The organism is Flavobacterium limnophilum, assembly GCF_027111315.2.
Taxonomy (GTDB): domain Bacteria; phylum Bacteroidota; class Bacteroidia; order Flavobacteriales; family Flavobacteriaceae; genus Flavobacterium; species Flavobacterium limnophilum.
Genome location: NZ_CP114289.2, coordinates 2,090,072 through 2,110,975, shown reverse-complemented (window position 1 = coordinate 2,110,975; position 20,904 = coordinate 2,090,072). Strand labels below are relative to the sequence as shown.

Genomic DNA, 20,904 nt, shown 5'->3' with positions numbered 1-20,904 from the left:
AATTAACCCCATTATTCTAATTTGCTGCCCGACAGCGAACAGGCGAAGCAAATCATCCCAAACACAAAACCAACTTTCCATTAAGCCAATTCGCCAAATCCGTTGTAGCATCTGCTGTTTTTTTTAATATTTTAAAATTTTATTAATCACATAAGGTACATAAACTTCTACCTCATTTGAATCTTTGTATATCCAAGGTGGCATAAAACTTAAAGCTTCAAATATTTTATAATCAAGCAATTTTATAGATAACTCGCTATGTTCGATTTTTTTTATTTTTGAGTCTGGATTTGTACTAATTATAAAAGGATAAATAGGTGTAGAATCAGGCATATGATCATTAATTTTTTCAATAGAAAGAGAATTACTGCTGTCAGTCCCAATTTTGAAAGTGGCTTTATACTTGTAATTCATATAAGTATCCCAATAATCAAGAGGAACTTCGACAAGTTCAACAAAAATATCACTTCCAAAATAAAATCCACCAATAGGTTGCGTTCCATCTTTTTTTACTCTATTTGGGTATTTTAAAATGTAGTATTCCTCACTGTTTTCGTTTTTTAAAATTGCATTATCACTATGGAAATCAGCAGAATTATTTACAAGATATTTTAAGTTTGCATAGTCATATTGAATTAATGTTTTTTTACCCTTATCGTCTTTAATTGTCCAAATATTTATAGGTTTATCTAAAATAAATTCTCCTTCAATAAAAACAGTTCCTTTTTTGGTAAAATAGGTCCATTTTCCATCTTTTTTTCCGTTGCTAAAATTAGCACTTAGTTTAGGTTGGCTATTTAAATAAAATAGTTCTATTTTCCCATTAAGCTTTCCATCAGTGTAATTTACTTTTCTTATTAGAGTTCCTTTTTTACTATAAGTTATCCATTGTCCATTTTTTTCTCCATTTTTAAAACTTCCAGTTTCAATAACTTGATTATTACATTTTCTCTCAAAACTGCCTTCTAAATTAGGTTCTTTAATTTCGATTTTATCCATACAATTGCAATAGTCTAAATTTTCAACCTTCTGACTGAAGCTAAAATGGATTGAAATAATAGCAAGAATGATAGTTAATTTAATTTTCATATTATTTTCTATGTTTTTATTTTTCTGTTTTTTTTGCAAAATATCCGCCAACATTCTGTTACTACTACGGGTTTGGGACTAAATTAAGCCCATTATTCGGATTTGCACTGATCTCCATTTACAAAACCAACTTCCCATTAAGCCAATTGCCCAAATCCGTTGGCAGTAGTTTATTTTTTATAAAAGAAATATCCTTCTTCGATTATTGGTTGCCAATTCTCGGTTTTTAACTTTTCAACTTTAAGATTATCAAACAATTTTTTAGAACCTGAAATTGTCATTGTATATTGTTCTCTATCTTTTTTATTTTTTTCATCGAAAATATATACAAGGTTGTATTCACCGTGGTTAACTATTTTTTCTATATAGGGTTTAAGATATTCGCTAATTGCCTTTGGATGTGGGAATCGTTCAGATTTTTTAAATCCAATTTCAAAGCTACCTTCATACTTAAAATGAGGGGAATAATCAAATAAGAATTTTGGATTGTTTTTCTGTTGTTTTAGGTAATTTACATACTCACTACTGTTGCTGAAACTCTTTTGCTCATATAAGTAATTGAAGTAATTGTTTTCATTCAATTTTGAAATTTGATTAAGATCAAATTGATATGTATGACCATCGTGAGTCATTGCACTTTTTAGTGTTGGATTTATGGTCCAAGAACCTATTTCATCATAATTTTTAATGACAGTTAACATAAAACTTGGAGTTTCAAAAGAATTTTTTACTTCATCGCCCAATTTTAAAGTTTTTATAAAATCAACTATTGAAGCCGAGTCTTCGATTATAAAATTATATTTTTCGTATGTTTTACTTTTATCGTATTGAGGATATCTTCCGATTATTTTAGTTTTTGAATCTACCTTTAATGTGTCAAACAATACTTTTTGACTAAAAACTTGACTTGTTAGTGCAAGTGAAATTAATAATAAGATTTTTTTCATTTGTTAATTTAAATTTATGCTAACAGTCTGGTTGTACAGCGAGTTTGGATCAAATTAAGCCTATTTTCGAATTTACCACCCGAGCAATAGCGAACAGACGAAGCAAATCATCCCAAACACAAAACCAACTTTCCATTAAGCCAATTCGCCAAATTGCTTGTAGCGTGTGTTATGCCTTCGTGCTTTCTTCTAAATTGGTTTTTAGCACTTCGTTTCCGTAAATGTCAATATTTTTCTCTTTTGAATACAATTTCCAATTTTTCATAAATTCTTTAAACTCAATTTCGGTACAATTATCAAATTTTTTTAAAGCAAAATACATTGCAGTTATAGAAATTGACCTAAGCCTTGAGCGATGTCTTTTTTGGCATTTTGGACACCACATCATTGGAGGTTGAATATTTCTTTCGGTTCTAATTTGCTTCAGTTTATTATCTAATTCAGCCACAAGTTTAAAATGTTTTGGAATTGTCAAATTAGCTTTCCAATTCTCTTTTAAATACTTTTTTAATTCAGGAAACCAAATTGTATGTGCTTCTCCAGATGACATTTGTTTTCTTTTATATTATATCGTCAGTTTCGTGGTCTTCTTTTTCAATTCCATTCATCTCTTCGTGTGTCACGCCATACGGTGCACCACCAGAAGTGTATCCCACAATAAAAGCAAAATTTTCATCGCGATCAAATTCAACGTCTTCAGCTTTTATTTCTTTTTTTAGTTTACGATTTTTTCTTTCGCTCATCTGTCAGTTTTTTTAGCATGAGGCATAACGTCTTGGCACTACAGCGGGTTTGGGACTAAATTAAGCCCTATTTTCGGATTTACCAAATATCCCAAGTACAAGACCATGTTTCCATTAAGCCAAATGCCCAAATCCGTTGTAGTGGCTGTTGAACTAAACCTACGGTAGCTGTGTTAAAATATAATTATCTAAGAAGCCTTTGAAAACAAATTTAAATAATTGCCATAACCCAATTTAGTTTGTACTTTTGCATTGTAGTTACGGCATTTGAATTTGATTTATTACGTTGAAAATCAATAGATTGTCGATAACTCCATATTAGGAATAAAAACACCTCTTACATATTCCTTTTCCAAATTTTCGATAACTCCATAGTATAAGATAATTGCTGGTTCTCCCGATGCATCGGGACAAGCTGTTCAACAGGAGTTTCATTGTTGGCTCTCTGCGAGCCCAACGAACTCTAGCTGTTACCTGCTGGCCTCCTGTTCACTGTGTCATTGAGGGCTGACTAATTATTCACTTTGTCATTCATTTTTATTGGTATTCGTGATTACTTAGTAATATCATTTATTCTTGATTGTAGTTCCAAAATTCTTTTCATTAGTTGGTCAAATTTTAACGGATCTCCGTAAATCATAAAACGGGTCATTGCTTCATAATCCCTTTCGTAGTCTTTTATTACCTTGTCTGGCGGAATTATACTGATTTTACTTGGAATATGATTGTCATAGTCAAGCCCTCTTAATGGATTAAATTTTTCTCTGTGTGTAACAATCTTGTTGTATAGTTCTTTGTTTTTCAACGCCTCAATTCCGTGTTCGGTATCCATCAATTTTTCTAAGTCATATAAATGCCTTGAAAGTCTGTCAACACGTATTTTTTCTGTTTCTTGCGAAAACTCTTCGTGAAGCAAAAACACTTTTTCTAAAAACGTTCTTTGTGGAAGCACGGTCGATATTGATAAAGGAACTGTTACAAAACTTTGTTTAGGAAAGTTATCGCTTAAAATTGAGTTGATTTCTCTTTCCTCGATTGGCTCCATTAATGAACGTGAACTTACTTCTATCAAAACCCTTTGGGGTAAATATTCCGATGTGTCAATTACTGAATTATAATGAATTTCAATTACCTGTGGGTCTTTGTCTGAATCTTTTACTGGTTGAGCAATTAGTTTACATTCGCTAATTGCCTGCCACTCGGTCAATATTTTAGTTAAATCGTCAAGAAATGTAGTTGATATAAATTCACAAGATTCCTTCCTTAGATTTTTGATTTGAGTTTTACTAATCTCTCCCTCAAAACCAAAAAACTTTCTATCAATAGCCAAGTCAATATCTTCAGAAAATCGTTCTATCAAATTCCATCCTTTGCTTAAAGAAGTGCCACCTTTGAAAACTATATTTTTACTGTAAGGCAAAGAGAATGAAGCGTTCAATGCCAATGTTACCCACCAATCTTTTTCAATAGCTACCGAAGGTAAACCCGTTAGTTCTGTTGCCTGATTTAGAATTTCAATTCTTCTTTCCTTTGATAATGCTAGCCAGTTGGTATTCATCGAATGGATTTTATTAATATTTTGTTTATCCAAGCTGGTGCAAGTTTGGCATCATTCAATCTATTCTCTATTTTTTCCTTTTGGAGAAGTGTTTGAATTTTTAAAAGTGTTTCATCATCTACTTTTAATTGACCAATAGTTTTTAGTGCTTGAATTACTAAACTGCTTATTTCGCCTTGTGCCATTAAATTTTTTGGGCTTGTATTTTTAAAAGTAATTGTTCGTTTTCCAACTTTAATGCTTCTTGCTGCTCCATCCGTCAGATAAACCACTTTCATAGGAACTTGGGTTGATAATCCCAATTTATTCAACGCTTGAACTCCTGTTGGGACAATTCTTGCTCTGTCTCGTCTTGCAATTGCTTTGGCTATGTCTTCGGTTGATGGGAAGAGAACTCCAAGTTCTTTGTCGATTTTGGGGTATAAGTAAATACCGTGAGCCAAGCGAACAAGTATTTCCTTTTCCTTTAGTCGAAGTAGAGCTTTCTTAACACTTTCTGGATTACCATAATCCAAAAAATCATCTACAAAAAGAACACTTCCTTTTGGGTGTGATTTCAGCACTTCGGCAATTTTATTTTCTACTATTGGTCGTTCCATTATGATTCATTTCGTCCCAAATTTAGTTAATATTTGGGACAACGACTTATTTTTTTGAAAAATTATAAATACTACTTGCACCTGAAATTAAGAAATCGTAGAAGTTTATTCCTTGATATTTACACGTTTCGAGAATGGATAGTAAAATTAAATGATTCCCCGCTCGTATCCATTTCAATTTGTAATTCTTTGTTTTTTATTTTGTTTATGTGCACGTGCGGAGATAGCGAACAGACGAAGCAAATCATCCCAAATACAAAACCAACTTTCCTTTAAGTATTGTAGTATTTTCTATTTCCGCTTGTGGGGGTAATAGCGGCAAATCATTGTACGGAATTTCCGGATTATGTGTTATTTTCTTACTCATTTTATAATTTTTAAACGAAGGCGTTTATTACCTCTAATTTATGTTCGAGTGTGAATATAATTAAAATTTACTCTCGTTTGCTTTTTGTGGGTGAATTTTGCCCTCGTTTAATTTTAAATTTTTCTTTCATTACAAAAAGGTATTTAAACAAATCTTATTTTTTAACACCGCTAATATAGAAATAAATACTTACAAACCATCCAAAAAACGAATTATTTACACAAGCCTTCTAAACGGTTGAGAACCCCTTGAAATCAAAAAAAGATTCCCAATTCTGGATATATTTCTTACTTTGCAAAAAAAAAATAAAAGAGGAAGTACATCGTAAAAAGGGCCATCATCATCAAGTCGTTGATAGCTGCCTTGGGTATTCTGGCCATCAAGAATTTTCTGTTCAAGAACCTGTCTGTTTTGGGACAGGATTTGCACACGACTTGATAGAGCGAATTTGGCAAATAGCCACTCCCACTCAAAGCCCACTCAAAGCCATAGATAAGCCTAGGTTGTGGTACCCCCAAAATAGTCCAAATTATGGGGTCGATTGCTTCTTGAAGAAGATGGAACGCCTTTCAGTAGTTATAAAAAGGGATGTTGTTGCCCTGCACCGGGCAAAGAAGAACCCTGTTTGAAAAAGGAAACAAATGGAAGTATTCCCAATGGGTAAGCTAAACCTTTTTGTCATTGCGACAAACGGGAGAAATCACATAACGAGAGCAAGTAATGTGATTTCCCTTTCCTGGTCTTTACAAAGTGGTAGTGCATGCTTTTCAATTATTGCTATTCGCTAAAACCGTCTTTGGAGTAAGCTATAAATCGGAAAACAGTTTAGGGCTTGGTTTTCTCCGCAACAATCTCTACGAGTATCGATCCTGCTTCCAAACCTTCGGCACTGGCCTTGATTTCAATCTTGCCGGCATCTTGTGCCGCTTTCATGATGGCAATGGCCTTTCCGGCAAAAGCATGTCGTTCCGGCGAAAGGTAATCCTCATGGCTGATGATGTTGCCGTTGTCCACCCCAATCAGCTTCCCTGAATTCGTGATGCTGAATTGGATCAGGTTGTCGGCATTGGCGCATCTTGTTCCTTTGTCGTCCACGATGGTGGCCGTGATGAAAGAAACATCGTCCCAGTTGTTGGCCAGCGTTGGCTTGCTTTTGCTAAGGATGATCTTTGCGGGTTTCCCGGCCGAGGTAAACGCTTCTTGCGCCACAATTTTGTCGTTGTTCTTGCCAATGGCTTTGATGGTGCCTTCTTCAAAAGTCACATTCCATTCTCTTGGCGAATCATTGGCTGGTTTTTTGAGGCTTCCCAAGGACTTGTCGTTAAGGAAAAGTTCCACTTCGTCGCAATTGCTGTACACTTCCACTTTGGCATTGTCGTAGGTGTCAAAATCGTTTGGCGTCCAATCGGCTACCCAATTTCCGGCTCCTGCATTTTCAGATTTTCTCACGATATGTACCACAGGCTCGGTTGACCACCAGCTGTCTCTTTGCAAGGCTTGTTGTTTCCAGTTTCCTGCTCTGTCAAATAAACCTTGGTTATTGGTCGTTTCTGGCCAATCGGCTTCGCCTAAATAGTCGTAACCCGTCCATAAAAATTGACCAGCCATATAAGGTTTGTCGCGTAAAGCCAACCATTGGTTCAACACATGGGTATTTTCGGTTCCTATTACTTTCCAGTTGGGGTGCGCTTCGTGGGCGGCAATCAGTTCGTTTTCGCGGTAATTTTGTCCTACGACATCCATCTGTTCGGCAAAACCGCTAAGATACACCTTGGAATTGGCGGGTCTAAAAAGCGCCATGGTCACCGGTCGGCTGTCGTCGTATTTCTTCACCAAGTCTTCCTGCATTTTGTATTTTTTGTAGCCTTCAGGATAACTAAGGTCGTCGTGTATTTCGTTTCCAATGCTGTAAATAACGATGGAAGGATGGTTGCGGTCTCTCAAAATCATGTCTCTCGTGTCTTGTTCCCACCAATCCGTAAAATAGAGATTATACCCTTTTTCGCCATTATGCTTGGCAGAATTCCAGGTGTCGAAGGTTTCGTCCATTACGGCAAAACCCATTTGGTCACACAAGTCAAGAAACTCGGGAGCAACGGGATTGTGTGAGGTGCGAATGGCATTCACGCCCACTTCCTTCAGCTTTTTGAATCGTTCTACCCAAACGCCCAAAGGCACTGCGGAACCAACGGCTCCACCATCGTGATGAAGGCAAACCCCTTTTAGTTTCAAGTTTTTACCATTCAGCCAAAAACCAGTTTCGGCAATGAATTCCGCTTTTTTGATGCCAAAAGGAATGCTTTGGTTGTCAATAAGGGTTTTGCCGGAATACAATTTGGTGTTGGCAGTGTATAAATTGGGGGCATCAAAACCCCATAGTTTTGGATTCTTGATTTCAATGTCTTGCGAAATCAATCCACTGGCGTTGGCAGCAATATTTTTCACGCTTTCGACAGTTTTAACCACCGTCCCTTTATCGTCCACAATGTCGATTTGCAATTTGTAGTCACCAGCCGTTCCTTTGTTCTCAATTTCGGCTTTTAGGTTAATGATTCCTTTAGCCGCTGTGGCAACTGGAGTGGTGATAAAAGTTCCCCAATGTTTGAAATGGGTCGGGTTTACCGTAACCAAACGAACGTGGCGATAAATACCGGCACCGGTATAATAACGGGAAGCAGGCTGGATGGAATTGTCGGCTCTCACGGCTATGACGTTGGGCTTGTCAAAGTTCAAATAAGGAGTCAGGTCATAGGCAAAACTGGTATAGCCGTAAGGACGTTTCCCTAAATGTTTCCCGTTGATCCAGACATCGCTGTTGGCCATAACACCGTCAAATTCGATGGTGCATATTCTTTGGGCATCGGCCTTGTCCACGGTAAAGGTTTTGCGATACCAACCAATTCCGGTAGGCAAATAACCGCCACCGCGACCCGATGGATTGGCTCTGTCATAAGGCCCTTCAATGCTCCAATCGTGGGGAACATTAAGTTTTGTCCATTGTGCATCATTAAACGAAGGTTTTTCTGCGCCCGAAACATCTTCTTTTATAAATTGCCAGTTGTTGTCAAAATTGATGGTTTTGCGTGCTTGCGAAAAGACGTTGGTGGCTGTTGCTAAAAACAGCAATAGAAAAGCTAAAGTGAGTAATTTGTAGTGTTTTGTTTTAAAATGGTTCATTTTTTTCTGCTTATTATTGTTTGTATGGCTAACTTCAGTGAAGTCTATGGTTTTTATACGGTTGTGTTCAACAAGGGTTTTTAATGGTAAAGAAAGTTCATTTGTTGGTTTTTTCCATCCTGTTTGACAACAGGATAGTCAAGAAGGTTTAATTCTTTGTAAGTTTTTAATAATACAATCTAAAATCCAACAATTTGCACAAGGCATAGTGTTTTTGATGCAATTCTTCCACAATTTCAACGATATCGTCCAGTTCTTGACATAGACTGAAGAAAGCCTTGTCGATGGTGCTGCAACTTGGTATTTTGCCCTGTTTTAGGCCATAACCCGAAACAGCATAAGCTCCCGTGATATCCAAAAAATATTGCGCTTCCTCATGGTCTAAATCCAAAACCTTGACATTGGCAAAATGGATGATTTTACCTTTCATTTTGCCTTCAAAGAGTTCGGCTATTTCCTGTAAACTGTAATAATAGTCATTCAGGCAAATGTTGTTGGCTTTGCCGGGCATCACCAAATAGATGATTTCATAATCCGTAAAATTATGGTCGTGATAGAGTAGGGCATTCAGGCTTTCTTCCAATCCTTCAATGGTGTCGCAGGTTTTATAAATGCTGGCAATGCCTTGTTCAAGGGCCAATTGTTCCAGATTTTTGACCACTTCGGTAGTAGCGTTTGTTTCTACATCAGGAACGCCTTCGAGGCAAAATATAAATTTGTCATTATCCATTAGAGCAGGAATTCGGGTTTAATAATACTCCATTCCTTTAATTTTGCATCAAAAGATTTTCCGGCATGGGCTGGACTCGTGGAAGGCAAAGTGGTCAAATGACAATCATGTTCCAGCTTGATGTATCGCTTGAAATAGGCGGCTGCTTTTTGGCCGTTAAAGTAAATATGCCTGATGTTGGGATGTGCTTTCAAAAACGTGTTGAAATCGTTGGGTACTTCCTGTTCGATGGCACTGTCCAGGCTCCCTTCCCTCAGACAGACTTCCAAAACATCCCATAAAGCGATATTGTTTTCCAATAAAAGACTTTTTTTTATTTCATAATCATTCGAAAAAGGAGTGTCAAAAACAGTAAAAATTATTTTCCAAAAAGCATTTCTCGGGTGGCCATAATATTGGTTTACGGCCAAGGATTGTTCGCTGGGCATTGTACCAAGAATAAGAATTTGGGCATTGGAATGGGATATAGGTGGAAAGGAATATATTTTCATTAAAGAAGCAGATATTGATGGTTCAAATATAGTATTAAAACTTTTGTTTTAATATTTTTAAGCGTGGAAATCATTCAAAGAAAAGGGCTTAGTATGGTTTAAAACACCTAATTTTACTTAAATTAAAATTGGTAGCTAAAGATCAGTATTGCATTAAACATGAAAAAAAGAACAATAGGCATTATGGGCGCGATGCCCGAAGAAATTGAAGGAGTGGTGGCTTTGCTGGCAAATCCCGAGGTAACCAAAATGGGCAAACGCAGCTATTTTACGGGACAAATCAACGGAATCGACACCGTGGTGGTGTTTTCGAGATGGGGCAAAGTGGCCGCCGCCACAACCGTCACCACCTTGATTCACGAATTCAAGATCACCGAATTGTTGTTTACCGGAGTGGCTGGAGCTATTCATTCGGATTTAAAAATAGGGGACATTGTGCTGGGCAAAAGACTCCTTCAGCACGATATGGATGCCCGACCCTTGATGGAACAATACGAAATTCCCTTGCTCTCCAAAACCTATTTCGAAAGCGACACAGTCCATTTGGCCATCGCCGCAAAAGCCGTGCAAAAGGTATTTGAAAACAAAGCCCTGCACACCGTCATTGCAACCGAAGATTTAATGCAGTTTGATATTGCACAACCCAAGTTGGTTATTGGAGACATTGCCAGTGGCGACCAGTTTTTCTCTGGCAACGAACAGAAACAAGGCTTGGCTACCCAATTGCCCAACGTCTTGTGCGTGGAAATGGAAGGTGCAGCGGTAGCCCAAGTGTGTTACGAATACGAAATCCCGTTCAGCATTATCAGGACCATCTCCGATGTGGCAGACGATAATTCACACATCGACTTTCCGGCCTTCATCCAAAAGATTTCCAGTAAATATGCTGCCGAAATCATCAAGAATATTTTCGAACAGATATAACGCATTCGATTTTAATAATTGCAAACTAAAAACTAGAAAAAATGGAAAAACTAAATGAAAAAGAAATCCTGTCCAGAATGAAGGAATTAGATCCGGCTTGGATAGTGTTTGGAAAATTCCTCCATCGGGAATTTCATTTCAAGGATTTTGTCGAAGCTTTTTCATTCATCACGGCTGTCGCTTTGCTGGCAGAAAAAGCGAACCATCATCCCAATTGGAATAATGCTTACAACAAAGTGGTCATTGCGCTAAGCACCCACGACGCCAATGGCATAACCACAAAAGATTTCGACTTGGCTAAAGCAATCGACAAAATAGTTTTAAAATATGGATAAAATTATAAAATTGTAAGACACAGTAAAATAATATAACTCAATTAAAAATCAATCATTACAGAACCTTGAATTAGCTACAAAATAGAAAAACGAATATTAAAATGAAAAAAGTAAAAACCAAGTTCCCATTGTTAATGACACTTTTGGCAGCATTGATGTTTTCATCCTGTTCAAAAGCACAAACACCAGAGATAACGCCGACACCAACTCTTTTTGCCTTTTCAAAAGGAGCTGACGTGGGATGGTTGCCCCAAATGGAAGCAACTGGATACAAATTTTATGATATCGATGGCAGTCAAAAAGATTGTTTGCAACTCTTGAAAGACAGAGGGATGAACACCATTCGCCTTCGGGTTTGGGTAAATCCATCCAATGACAAAGCCAGCGGACATTGCAGCCCTGCCGAAACGGTGGTGATGGCGGTTCGTGCTCAAAAATTAGGAATGCGTATTATGATTGATTTTCACTACAGCGACTCTTGGGCTGATCCTGCAAAGCAAACCAAACCGGCCGCTTGGGCAAGTCATTCTTTTGCCGACTTGCAAAATGACGTGTACCAACACACTTTTGATGTTTTAACGGCTCTAAAATCGGCAGGAGTAACTCCAGAATGGGTGCAGGTGGGCAATGAAATTCCCGGTGGGATGTTATGGCCTGAAGGGAAATCTTCCAATTTTAGTCAATTGGCACAACTTTTAAACAAAGGCTACGAGGCGACAAAGGCAGTAGACGCAGCCATCAAGGTAATCGTGCATGTTGACGAAGGAAATAACAATGCCAAATTCAGATGGTTTTTTGACAATGCCAAAGCCAATAAGGTGAAATATGATGTCATTGGACTTTCTTATTATCCGTATTGGATAAAAAGTGATTACACGGCCACGATTCTTGATTTGGAAAACAATCTAAAAGACATGGCGGCAAGATACGACAAAGAAGTAATGGTGGTGGAAGTTGGAGGCGATTACACCTTGGTACAAAACACAAAAGACATGTTGGTAGCCGTCATAAAAGCAGTAAAAGCAGTGCCAAATAACAAAGGACTTGGCGTGATTTATTGGGAACCGGAAGGAGAAAAAAGTTGGAGCGGTTATCAATTGAATGCTTGGCAGTCTGACGGAAAACCGTCACCGGCATTGGACGCTTTCAAGAATTAATGGTAAAAACAATAGTATTAGTTCCATATTAAATGACATTTAAACTGTCAGGTTGAGCGTAGTCGGAATCCCTCTCAATAAAAAATGTATCGAAAAGTTTATAGGCTTCTCGATACATTTTATTTAAACAGCCAAAAAAACAGAAATAATCTTAGATCATAAAACCACCCGAAACTTCTATTCTTTGGGCGTTAATCCATTTCGAATCCTCCGAACACAGAAAAGCCACCACAGTACCAATATCATCAGGTAAACCTACTCTTCCCAAAGCAGTTTGCGAAGCGAGCATTTGGTTAAAATCAGAATTGTCACGAACGGCTCCACCACCAAAATCAGTTTCAATCGCTCCCGGAGCCACTGAATTCACCCTGATTTTTCTGCTGCCCAATTCTAAGGCTTGGTATCTTGAAAGGGAATCAATAGCCGCTTTCATCGCACCATAAGCGGAATAACCCGGAAAGGAGAATCTAGCCAATCCCGACGAAGTATTCACGATGCTACTACCCTCATTCAATAAATGCAATAATTTTTGGGTCAAAAAGTAAGGTCCTTTAAAGTGGATGTTGGTCATCGCATCCAGTTGTTCTTCGGTAGTAACATCAAATTTAGCATTGACTCCAATACCAGCGTTGTTCACTAAAGCATCTAGTTTTTTGCCGTCAAAATGGGAGTCCAAAATAGTTTGTACTTCATTTTTGAAATCCTCGAAACCCGCAGTTGTAGAAATGTCCAAAGCAATAGCAAAGGCTTTTGCACCGATACTTTCAATTTCTTTTACAACTTGTTCAGCGGATTCTTTTTTGGTTTGGTACGTAATGATGAGGTCAAATCCTCTTTGGGCTAATTGTAGTGCAGCATCTTTTCCAAGACCACGACTTCCACCTGTTACCAAGGCGATTTTATTTGCTTTGTTTGTCATTTTATAGGGTTTTAAATTACACTACAAAATTGGGGACAAAAGTGGAATGGATAATTGCAATAATCAAACTGTTGTTTGCGAAAATCAAATAATCATTCCCTGAATTGTAAAGGCGATTGTTGGTTGTGTTTTTTAAAGAAATTGGAAAAATGGGCAATTTCTTCGAACCCTAGTGTGTAGGCAATCTCGGAAACATTCCACTGTGTTTGTTTAAGCAATACTTTGGCTTCTTGATCCATTCGGCTGGAAATAATTTCGCTGGTAGTTTTTCCGGTAGTTTCTTTCAATACTTTGTTGAGATGGTTGACGTGAACGCCTAAAGTGTCGGCATAATCTTTCGGACTTTTCAATAACAAAACTTGAGTTGTGTTTTCAATGGGGAATTGGCGTTCCAACAATTCAATGAATAAGGAAGTAATTCGCGCAGAAGCCGTTTTGACATTGGCAACGGCCAAAATAGGTTTTAATTTCTGTCCATAATGAATAAGCTCCATCAAATAGTTGCGCAACAAATCGTATTTATATTCATAATCCGAATCGATTTCGGTGTGCATCTTCTGGAAAATGGCGTTGACTTCGTTAAATTGGTCTGGGCTGATTTGATAAATAAAATCGCTTTGGGGAGAAAAAATAGGGAAGAGGTCTATTTCCATTCCAATTTTGGATTTGGCCAAAAAGTCTTTGGTAAACACACAAAAATGTCCTGACTGTTCTTGGTCTAAAGGTGTGTAATTATACGGGATTTTAGGCGAAGCAAACAGGAGGCCGCATTCCTGGATTTCGACAGTTTTGTCGGCAAACTCTACTTTGTTTTTTCCGGAAATCAGGCTTATTTTGTAATACGTTCTACGGTTGTACGGCATTTCCAGTTTCGACTTGCAGGATTGATACATCTCGGCAATGTCAAACACATTGAAGTGGCCAATGTCTTTGTGGATGTTCTCGCTGAGAATAGCATCCAAATCGGGACAGATCGCTCCAAAAATGGCTTCGTAAAATTGTTTGATGGTTGTGGTATCCATAGGATTGTAAAATTCAAATATAAAGCGTTTTTTTTAATCCATTACTTTTGGCACCTTTTTTTTTATAAAACGGGAAAGACATTCAGGATTGTTCTAACATCATTGCGAGCGAAGCGAAGTGCGGCAATCTGTTGTCTTCGCCGCCATCGTCTTCTTAAATCAATCCCAAATCCTTGGTTATGGCATTAAATGCTCATTGTTGCTGGCTTTGAAAAAAGTTTAGTGTTCCCCCATTTTCAAATAGGGTTATTTCAAAAAATGAAGTCAATTCTTGTTTGTTTCTATATTTGAATTCCTACTAGTTCAATTGCCTCAGCTTTAGCTGGAGGATGAAAATAAATAGAATTCAAATTGACTTTAGCCAAAACAGTCTTGTTTATCGGTAAATTTTTGAAATTTATATTTAGTCATAAATTCATTGTATTCTTCTTCGAATGTTTGTTTGCTGTGATGTTGTTCCTGATTTTTGATATAATTTCTCACTCTCTCTAAAATGGATTCACTGACGGATACTGCAAAATATTCATCCTGCCATTCGAATTTATCCAAGATTAATTTTTGATTATTCATCCAAAAGGAGGATTCTCCTTTGATTAATTGCATCACTTTTTGAATAGTTTGATCTACTCCAAGCGAAACCAAACAATGGCAATGGTCAGAATATCCATTGACAAAATCAATATGTATTCCTTTTTCTTTGGCATTTTCTCTAATATGATTCCACATCATCTGTCTGATTTTTGGGGTTTCCAGGAATGGTATTCTGTTTTTTGTGCTCCAGACAAAATGGATATAAACTTTTATAAATGACATAGTTTAAAATTATTAATTTGATTAATAACAAACCTAAATTATTGTTTTTATTGACAAAGATTCTTTATATAAATTTCGGCTAAAGCCTAATAATAACCTAATCTCCATATTCCTCCAGCTGAAGCAGGAGGCAATTCAACATATAGTGCTACATAATAGGATTCTATAAATGTAAACTATTTTTATTTCTTGATTGTTCTCCAGTTACAATTCTCTCCAACCTTCAATTGCCTTCAGTTTTAACTGGAGGGAAAAAGAATGTTTTGATTATTTTTTGATTGTTTTCCAGTTACATTCCTCTCCAACCTTCAATTGCCTCCTGCTTCAGCTGGAGGGAAAAGAATGTATTAATAATCTCTTAATTATTTCCAGTTACATTCCTCTCCAACTTTCAATTGCCTCCTGCTTTAGCTGGAGGGAAAAAGAATGTTTTGATTATTTCTTGATTGTTCTCCAGTTACATTCCTCTCCAACTTTCAATTGCCTCCTGCTTCAGCTGGAGGGAAAAGAATGTATTAATAATCTCTTAATTATTTCCAGTTACATTCCTCTCCAACTTTCAATTGCCTGCAGTTTTAACTGGAGGGAAAAAGAATGTATTAATTATCTTTTAATTATTTCCAGTTACATTCCTCTCCAACATTCAATTGCCTCCTGCTTTAGCTGGAGGGAAAAAGAATGTTTTGATTATTTCTTGATTGTTTTCCAGTTACATTCCTCTCTAAAATTCAATTCCCTCCAGCTTTAGCTGGAGGGAAAAGAATGTATTGATTATCTCTTAATTATTTCCAGTTACACTCCTCTCCAACCTTCAATTGCCTCCAGTTTTAACTGGAGGGAAAAGGGATGAAGTGTTGTGGGGGCTTTAGCCAAAATTTCAATCATAATCTTAAAAAAAAAAACAGTAATTAGTCCAAATACTTTTTAAATATCCTATTCATAATTTTCAAGTATAAATAGGTGATTTAAAATAATTACTAAATGATGAATTGGATTTTTAATTGTTTAATTTAGCATTTTTCTTATAAAAACTTTTACTTTTGAAATTAGTTATTTTGTTTTTTTTGTTATGTTTTTCCAACTTGTTCGGACAATCAGGTATTAAAATATCAGGTAAAGTCAAGTCTAATGAAGGTTTGAGTCTTTCCGGAGTTATCGTTGCTTTTGATATAAATGGGAATAGTTCCCATGAGGTAACGGATTCTTTAGGCGTGTTTTCTGCCAACCTTAAATCAGGGCTGCTGAGATTGGCAATTAATCATTTCGGTTGCATAGAAAAAGAGTTAAGTTTTACTTTAAAAAAAGACACCATACTTTCCATTGAATTAGAGAAAGACAGGTTGCTTTTGAAGGAAGTTGTGGTTTCTAACAATAAAAAAAGTTCCATAACAGCCTTGTCTGGAGGTAAATTGTCTTTTAATCTAAAAGAATTATCTTCTTTACCCACTATTCTAGGGACAACGGATATAATTAAGCTTTTGCAATTAACGCCGGGAGTCCAAAATTCGGGTGATGCCAATGGGTATTTGTATGTGAGAGGTGGTGACCCTGGGCATAATTCAATTCTATATGGAGGAACTCCAATATATGGCATGTCACATTTGTTAGGTGTTTTCCCTTTTTACAATACAGATCATATACAAGAAGTTGAATTTGACAAATCGAGTTCTAATGCAAAATATGGAGGACGTTTGAGTTCTACTACTTTGTTGATTCCCAATAAAAAAACACCTTCACAATTCACGGTTCAAGGAAACGTTGGCCTACTGGCATCTCAAATGACATTGGCAGTTCCCTTGGGTAAAAAATCAGGACTTTTTATTTCAGGCAGGAAAACATATATTGACGAAATTGTGGTTCCAATAGTAAACTCGTTTTCAAAAAACAATGATGTTCAAAATATGAAATATGATTTTTCGGATGGGAATTTGACCTTCATCACGGAGGTTTCCAAAAATAATTCCTTGGTTGTTGATGCTTTTGTAAGTGCCGATAAATTAAAAATAGAAGATTCTAATATATCCTTAAAAACTGGTCTAAAATGGGGAAATTTCTCCGTGTCTCCAACACTAATTTCTAAATTATCTTCAAAAACAACGATGTCAAATGCTGTTTATTTTACTAAATATACCAATAATTTAGATATGCAGCAAGCTACAGTGCAAATGGGGATTTCCTCTTATGTACAGGATTTCGGGTTTGCAAATTCGGTTCGTTTTAGGGTTAAAGAAATTCCTTTTGAATCTGGTTTGCAATATACTTTTCATAAGTTGCAACCACAAAAGATTCAAATTACTAGTCAAATTGCGACCGCAATTGAAGAGCAAAATAATTTAATTAAAGCCAACGAGCTGGCTGTTTTTGCAACAGCAAAACCGAAATTTTCTGATTATTTCAATGCAGAATTAGGCTTGAGAATTAATTATTACAGTTCCGGATCAAAGTCTAATTCATATTTGCACTTCCAGCCTCGAATGGTATTGAATTATTATCCAAACAAAAAATTTTCTTTTTATACTTCTTATAATAGACAAAATCAATATTTGAGTTTAATTACGACTTCGAGTGTGGGTATTCCAACAGATTTTTGGATAGCAAGTTCAGATGGAATTTCTCCACAAACTTCCGACGAGTTTTCTATTGGTTCAAACCAGACGATTTCTAAAAATATCGCAACTTCATTTGGAGGATTTTATCGTTCAATGAAAAATCTATTGGAATATCCTTATGGAGTTGCCCAGTTTAATGAGATGTCAACATTAAAAAATGACTTGCTTGTCGGGAAGGGAAAAGCCTATGGACTTGAAATGATGTTACGAAAGAATAATGGAAAGTTCAAGGGATGGTTGAGTTATACTTTGAGTCGGTCAAATAGAAATTTTGAAGAGATAAATGATGGAAATACATATTTTGCAAAATACGACAGACGTCATAATTTGTCATTAGTCGGAATGTACGATTTAAATTTGAAATGGAATTTTGGCGTTACCCAGATTTTTAGTTCTGGAAATCGTTTTACAATGCCTACGTCGTGGTACTTTATCAATAATAATCCTGTCAAGGAATATTCGGAATATAACAACGCCCAAATGCCCAATTATATTCGAACAGACCTATCTGCTAATTATTTTTTCATAAAAAGTAGTAAGAAGGAAAGTGCCTTAAATTTTTCCATTTACAATACATTCAATATTGAAAATCCTATTTATGTTGTTTTAAATGTAAAGGTTAATGAAGACAAACAAAGTGTAGTTGTGGAAACAGAAAAAAAATATTTATATAAAATCCTTCCTTCTGTAAGTTGGAGATTTAAATTTTAAATGATGAAAAAATGGTGTTTATTTCTTTTGATAGTGGTGGCAATCAGCTGTAATAATGATGATTTTAGTGCTAAAATTAATCTTGAATCGAAGATAGTTGTTGAAGGCTGGATTGAAGAGGGCGACGTGCCCCAGCTAATATTGTCCAGTAGTATTCCAATAACTGAGGTTATTGATTCTACCAATGTTTTAGACCATGTTATACGGTCGGCAAAAGTGACGGTTTCTGATGGACAAAAAGTAGAGGTTTTAAAAGTTAAAAATGATAAAGACAGATTGCCGCCGTTCGTGTATTATGGTTCCGAAATTATTGGCGTAGCAGGCAAGACTTATACCTTGAAAATAGAATATTTAAACAGAATTGTGTCAGCATCAACAACGATTCCCAAAACGGTGAATCTTACTAGTGCAGAATATGTTAAAAATAACGTTGCAGATACTACAGGCTATGTTTTTGTGAAATTTGATGACCCTTTAAATGAAAAGAATTATTACCAAATTGCAACAAGATTAGAAGGACAAGAGCCTATTTTTGTTCCCGCTTTTTATGGTAATCTGGATGATAAAAATTTTGATTCCCCCAAGATTTCGATGCAGGTAAACAGGGGAGTGCTCATTTTTCCCAAAACTAAATACAAACCTTATTTTACGGACGGGGATTTGATTTATGTGAAATTAAGAACGATGAATAAAGACGCTCTTGATTTCTGGAATAGTTGGCAAAACGAACTCGTGAATGGAAGAAACCCCATTTATCCGTCCAATACAAGTCTGAAATCAAATATTAATGGTGGAATTGGTATTTGGGCTGGTTATGGACAAAGTACAATTGTGGTTCGAACAACTCCAAAAAAATAAGGTCAACCTGAATAATTTCAGATTGACCTTAATAATAAGTTTGAATTTTAAATTATCTATCTTTCAAAAGCTTTCAAGAAATCTTCAAATTTGGTTTCCAAAGTATCAAATCCAGTAGAAAAATAAGCTCCCATTTCAACTTCTGTATTGTCATTGAATTTCAAGTAAAGCACATCATCGTAATGTTGAATAGTAATTATTCCGCCTTTGCCATTAATTGACCAATAGCCTCCGTTGGGATAGTATTTATCAACAATCCAAACTGGTAATTCTCTGTCGTAGCTATCCCCTTTTTCTGAACGATAAACAACGTCAGCGATTTTAGTTCCGTCTTTTTTAGAGACTAAAATCAGTTTTGTGTTTTTATTTGAATTAAGAACATTGCCTTCAGAATGTTTTTTGTAGTATGTGTTTTCTGCTGTGTAATATGCTTTGTAATTAGAATTTGGGCTTTCGTAATCTGGATCCGTAGGATACACCAAACTTTTTTCTAAAGCTTCTTCATCTTTAGTTTGTGTAGCAATATCCATATCCGCTATAATGATGAAGTTGTCCATAATTTGAACCAAACCATTTGCTTTGCCTTGGTATTGAATAAGATTATCATCTTTTATTAAGGCATCAATATCAGCAGTACTTCCAGATGTAAATGAAACTAAATTTTTCCCATTATAACTAAATGAAGACTTTGCTGTATTTGCAGTTGCTTTTTTACCACCACTAATTTCATAAGAATAACCATCGTTCAATACCATTTTAAAACTAGCTTCATCTGGAGCTTCTACCGTACCGGTATATTTTGCATTTGCAACAAATGTTGCAGCTTGTGCATTATCAATAGTTAAAGTGGCATCTGCAGAAGTTGGTAGATAAAAATAGTCATTTATAACAGCTCCTGTTTGCCAGTTGTAACTGTCTTCCATTTTTACTTTTATGTTTGAAGAGACACTTTTAGAAGAGAACGAAGCGTTGTTTGTGGTTAGATTTTTCTTTGCTGGAAAGATAAATTTAAGTTCAGTTGTTGAAGCCGTTTTAATCCAATCTTGTTTTGAATTATTCCAAGTGTAAATTCCATATACTCCTGAAACATTTAGGATGTCCTCTATTTGATTATCATTTTTTTTATCGAATATATCAACGGCACCAATACTTAATAAATTCCCAAGATTTTGTATGGCTTCGATAGCTCCTGAAGTTTTTGATTTGTCCATTTGCATAAGCATGGTATTGGCTTCAGCCTCCAATTTTACTTTTTGTTCTGATGGAGTCAGCTTAGAGTAAGGTTGCTTTATGATTGCTTCGATTTGTTCAGTTAAACTTTGTGAATCAGTTGTGTCTGAGTTATCGTCACTGGAGCAAGAGATTGCCAGTTGAGAAAGAATCATTGACAATAGAATAATTTTTTTCATTAATTTTTAAATTTAATTTGTTGCCTACTCTATTCAGTTTTCAGCGTCCCTGATGTTTATTTTAAACAATGCTCAAATGTAATCTATCAAAAACAATATACTTTACGGTTTCCCTCATTTAGAGCAATTATTATTTAATAAAAGTTTATAGCGCACCAAAAAGCACCAAAAAAATCAGTTGCTTTGATCGATTCATTATAGGAGTTCACCATTGTTCGAGCAAGAACGGCTTATTTTGCGAAGAGAGATAGTAAACTCAAACTTGATTGTTTTCCATTTACATTCCTCTCCAACATTCAATTGCCTCCAGTTTTAACTGGAGGGAAAAAAGAATGTATTGATATTGAATGGGATGAAATTTTATGCAAAACTATTTCATTAATTATTTCCAGTTATATTCCTCTCCAACCTTCAATTGTCTCCTGCTTCAGCTGGAGGGAAAAGAA

General features: G+C 36.0%; 19 protein-coding genes. 5 read left to right on the top strand and 14 right to left on the bottom strand.

Going from position 1 to position 20,904, the window contains the following annotated elements; translation table 11 throughout:
- Nucleotides 1–123 precede the first annotated feature (123 nt).
- The 10 genes from OZP13_RS08545 to OZP13_RS08500 all read right to left on the bottom strand — a co-directional run bounded on the left by OZP13_RS08545 (nt 124) and on the right by OZP13_RS08500 (nt 9,701).
- The gene (locus OZP13_RS08545; RefSeq protein WP_281299343.1) at nt 124–1,143 is read right to left on the bottom strand and encodes a toxin-antitoxin system YwqK family antitoxin; all 1,020 of its coding nucleotides are present in this window, start codon (nt 1,141–1,143) and stop codon (nt 124–126) included.
- Between the two features lie 116 nt (nt 1,144–1,259).
- Nucleotides 1,260–2,036: a protein kinase family protein gene (locus OZP13_RS08540; protein WP_281299342.1), complete on the bottom strand. Its 777-nt coding sequence runs from the start codon at nt 2,034–2,036 to the stop codon at nt 1,260–1,262.
- A 169-nt stretch (nt 2,037–2,205) separates the two neighbouring features.
- Nucleotides 2,206–2,586, bottom strand: a complete 381-nt coding sequence (locus tag OZP13_RS08535) for a hypothetical protein (RefSeq protein ID WP_269243507.1) — start codon at nt 2,584–2,586, stop codon at nt 2,206–2,208.
- Nucleotides 2,587–2,596: 10 nt separating this feature from the next.
- Entirely contained in the window at nt 2,597–2,779 is a 183-nt protein-coding gene (locus OZP13_RS08530; RefSeq protein WP_269243506.1) for a hypothetical protein, read from the bottom strand.
- Between the two features lie 553 nt (nt 2,780–3,332).
- Nucleotides 3,333–4,337, bottom strand: a complete 1,005-nt coding sequence (locus tag OZP13_RS08525) for a nucleotidyl transferase AbiEii/AbiGii toxin family protein (RefSeq protein WP_269243505.1) — start codon at nt 4,335–4,337, stop codon at nt 3,333–3,335.
- Complete coding sequence (locus tag OZP13_RS08520; protein ID WP_269243504.1) at nt 4,334–4,936, bottom strand: DUF6088 family protein; 603 nt, start codon at nt 4,934–4,936, stop codon at nt 4,334–4,336. Before OZP13_RS08520 ends, OZP13_RS08525 begins: the two co-directional genes overlap by 4 nt.
- 244 nt (nt 4,937–5,180) lie before the next feature.
- Nucleotides 5,181–5,303 (bottom strand): hypothetical protein, encoded by a 123-nt coding sequence (locus tag OZP13_RS08515; protein WP_269243503.1) that lies wholly within the window; start codon nt 5,301–5,303, stop codon nt 5,181–5,183.
- Between the two features lie 825 nt (nt 5,304–6,128).
- Nucleotides 6,129–8,480: a glycoside hydrolase family 2 TIM barrel-domain containing protein gene (locus OZP13_RS08510; protein ID WP_281299341.1), complete on the bottom strand. Its 2,352-nt coding sequence runs from the start codon at nt 8,478–8,480 to the stop codon at nt 6,129–6,131.
- A 166-nt stretch (nt 8,481–8,646) separates the two neighbouring features.
- On the bottom strand, nt 8,647–9,210 hold the full coding sequence (locus tag OZP13_RS08505) for a DUF6642 family protein (RefSeq protein ID WP_269243501.1): 564 nt from the start codon (nt 9,208–9,210) through the stop codon (nt 8,647–8,649).
- On the bottom strand, nt 9,210–9,701 hold the full coding sequence (locus tag OZP13_RS08500) for a DNA-deoxyinosine glycosylase (RefSeq protein ID WP_281299340.1): 492 nt from the start codon (nt 9,699–9,701) through the stop codon (nt 9,210–9,212). The genes OZP13_RS08505 and OZP13_RS08500 overlap by 1 nt, the downstream gene beginning before the upstream one ends.
- Nucleotides 9,702–9,860: 159 nt before the next feature.
- On the opposite strand from OZP13_RS08500, the gene OZP13_RS08495 reads away from it, so the two are divergent.
- The 3 genes from OZP13_RS08495 (at nt 9,861) to OZP13_RS08485 (ending at nt 12,117) form a co-directional block, all read left to right on the top strand.
- Complete coding sequence (locus tag OZP13_RS08495) at nt 9,861–10,625, top strand: 5'-methylthioadenosine/adenosylhomocysteine nucleosidase (RefSeq protein WP_281299339.1); 765 nt, start codon at nt 9,861–9,863, stop codon at nt 10,623–10,625.
- Nucleotides 10,626–10,666: 41 nt separating this feature from the next.
- Nucleotides 10,667–10,960, top strand: a complete 294-nt coding sequence (locus OZP13_RS08490; RefSeq protein WP_269243496.1) for a 4a-hydroxytetrahydrobiopterin dehydratase — start codon at nt 10,667–10,669, stop codon at nt 10,958–10,960.
- Nucleotides 10,961–11,061: 101 nt separating this feature from the next.
- Complete coding sequence (locus OZP13_RS08485) at nt 11,062–12,117, top strand: glycoside hydrolase family 53 protein (protein WP_281299338.1); 1,056 nt, start codon at nt 11,062–11,064, stop codon at nt 12,115–12,117.
- A gap of 151 nt (nt 12,118–12,268) precedes the next feature.
- Here OZP13_RS08485 and OZP13_RS08480 read toward each other — a convergent pair whose 3' ends face one another.
- The 3 genes from OZP13_RS08480 to tnpA form a co-directional block, all read right to left on the bottom strand.
- Nucleotides 12,269–13,036, bottom strand: a complete 768-nt coding sequence (locus tag OZP13_RS08480) for an SDR family NAD(P)-dependent oxidoreductase (RefSeq protein WP_269243494.1) — start codon at nt 13,034–13,036, stop codon at nt 12,269–12,271.
- A gap of 92 nt (nt 13,037–13,128) precedes the next feature.
- Nucleotides 13,129–14,058, bottom strand: a complete 930-nt coding sequence (locus tag OZP13_RS08475) for a helix-turn-helix domain-containing protein (RefSeq protein WP_269243493.1) — start codon at nt 14,056–14,058, stop codon at nt 13,129–13,131.
- A 357-nt stretch (nt 14,059–14,415) separates the two neighbouring features.
- Nucleotides 14,416–14,871, bottom strand: coding sequence for an IS200/IS605 family transposase (gene tnpA / locus OZP13_RS08470; protein WP_269243492.1), 456 nt, complete (start codon nt 14,869–14,871; stop codon nt 14,416–14,418).
- Nucleotides 14,872–15,911: 1,040 nt separating this feature from the next.
- On the opposite strand from tnpA, the gene OZP13_RS08465 reads away from it, so the two are divergent.
- Nucleotides 15,912–18,191 (top strand): TonB-dependent receptor plug domain-containing protein, encoded by a 2,280-nt coding sequence (locus tag OZP13_RS08465; protein ID WP_281299337.1) that lies wholly within the window; start codon nt 15,912–15,914, stop codon nt 18,189–18,191.
- A 3-nt stretch (nt 18,192–18,194) separates the two neighbouring features.
- Nucleotides 18,195–19,049, top strand: a complete 855-nt coding sequence (locus OZP13_RS08460) for a DUF4249 domain-containing protein (RefSeq protein ID WP_281299336.1) — start codon at nt 18,195–18,197, stop codon at nt 19,047–19,049.
- A gap of 56 nt (nt 19,050–19,105) precedes the next feature.
- On the opposite strand, the gene OZP13_RS08455 is transcribed toward OZP13_RS08460, so the two are convergent.
- Nucleotides 19,106–20,458 (bottom strand): hypothetical protein, encoded by a 1,353-nt coding sequence (locus OZP13_RS08455; RefSeq protein ID WP_281299335.1) that lies wholly within the window; start codon nt 20,456–20,458, stop codon nt 19,106–19,108.
- Nucleotides 20,459–20,904: the final 446 nt, after the last annotated feature.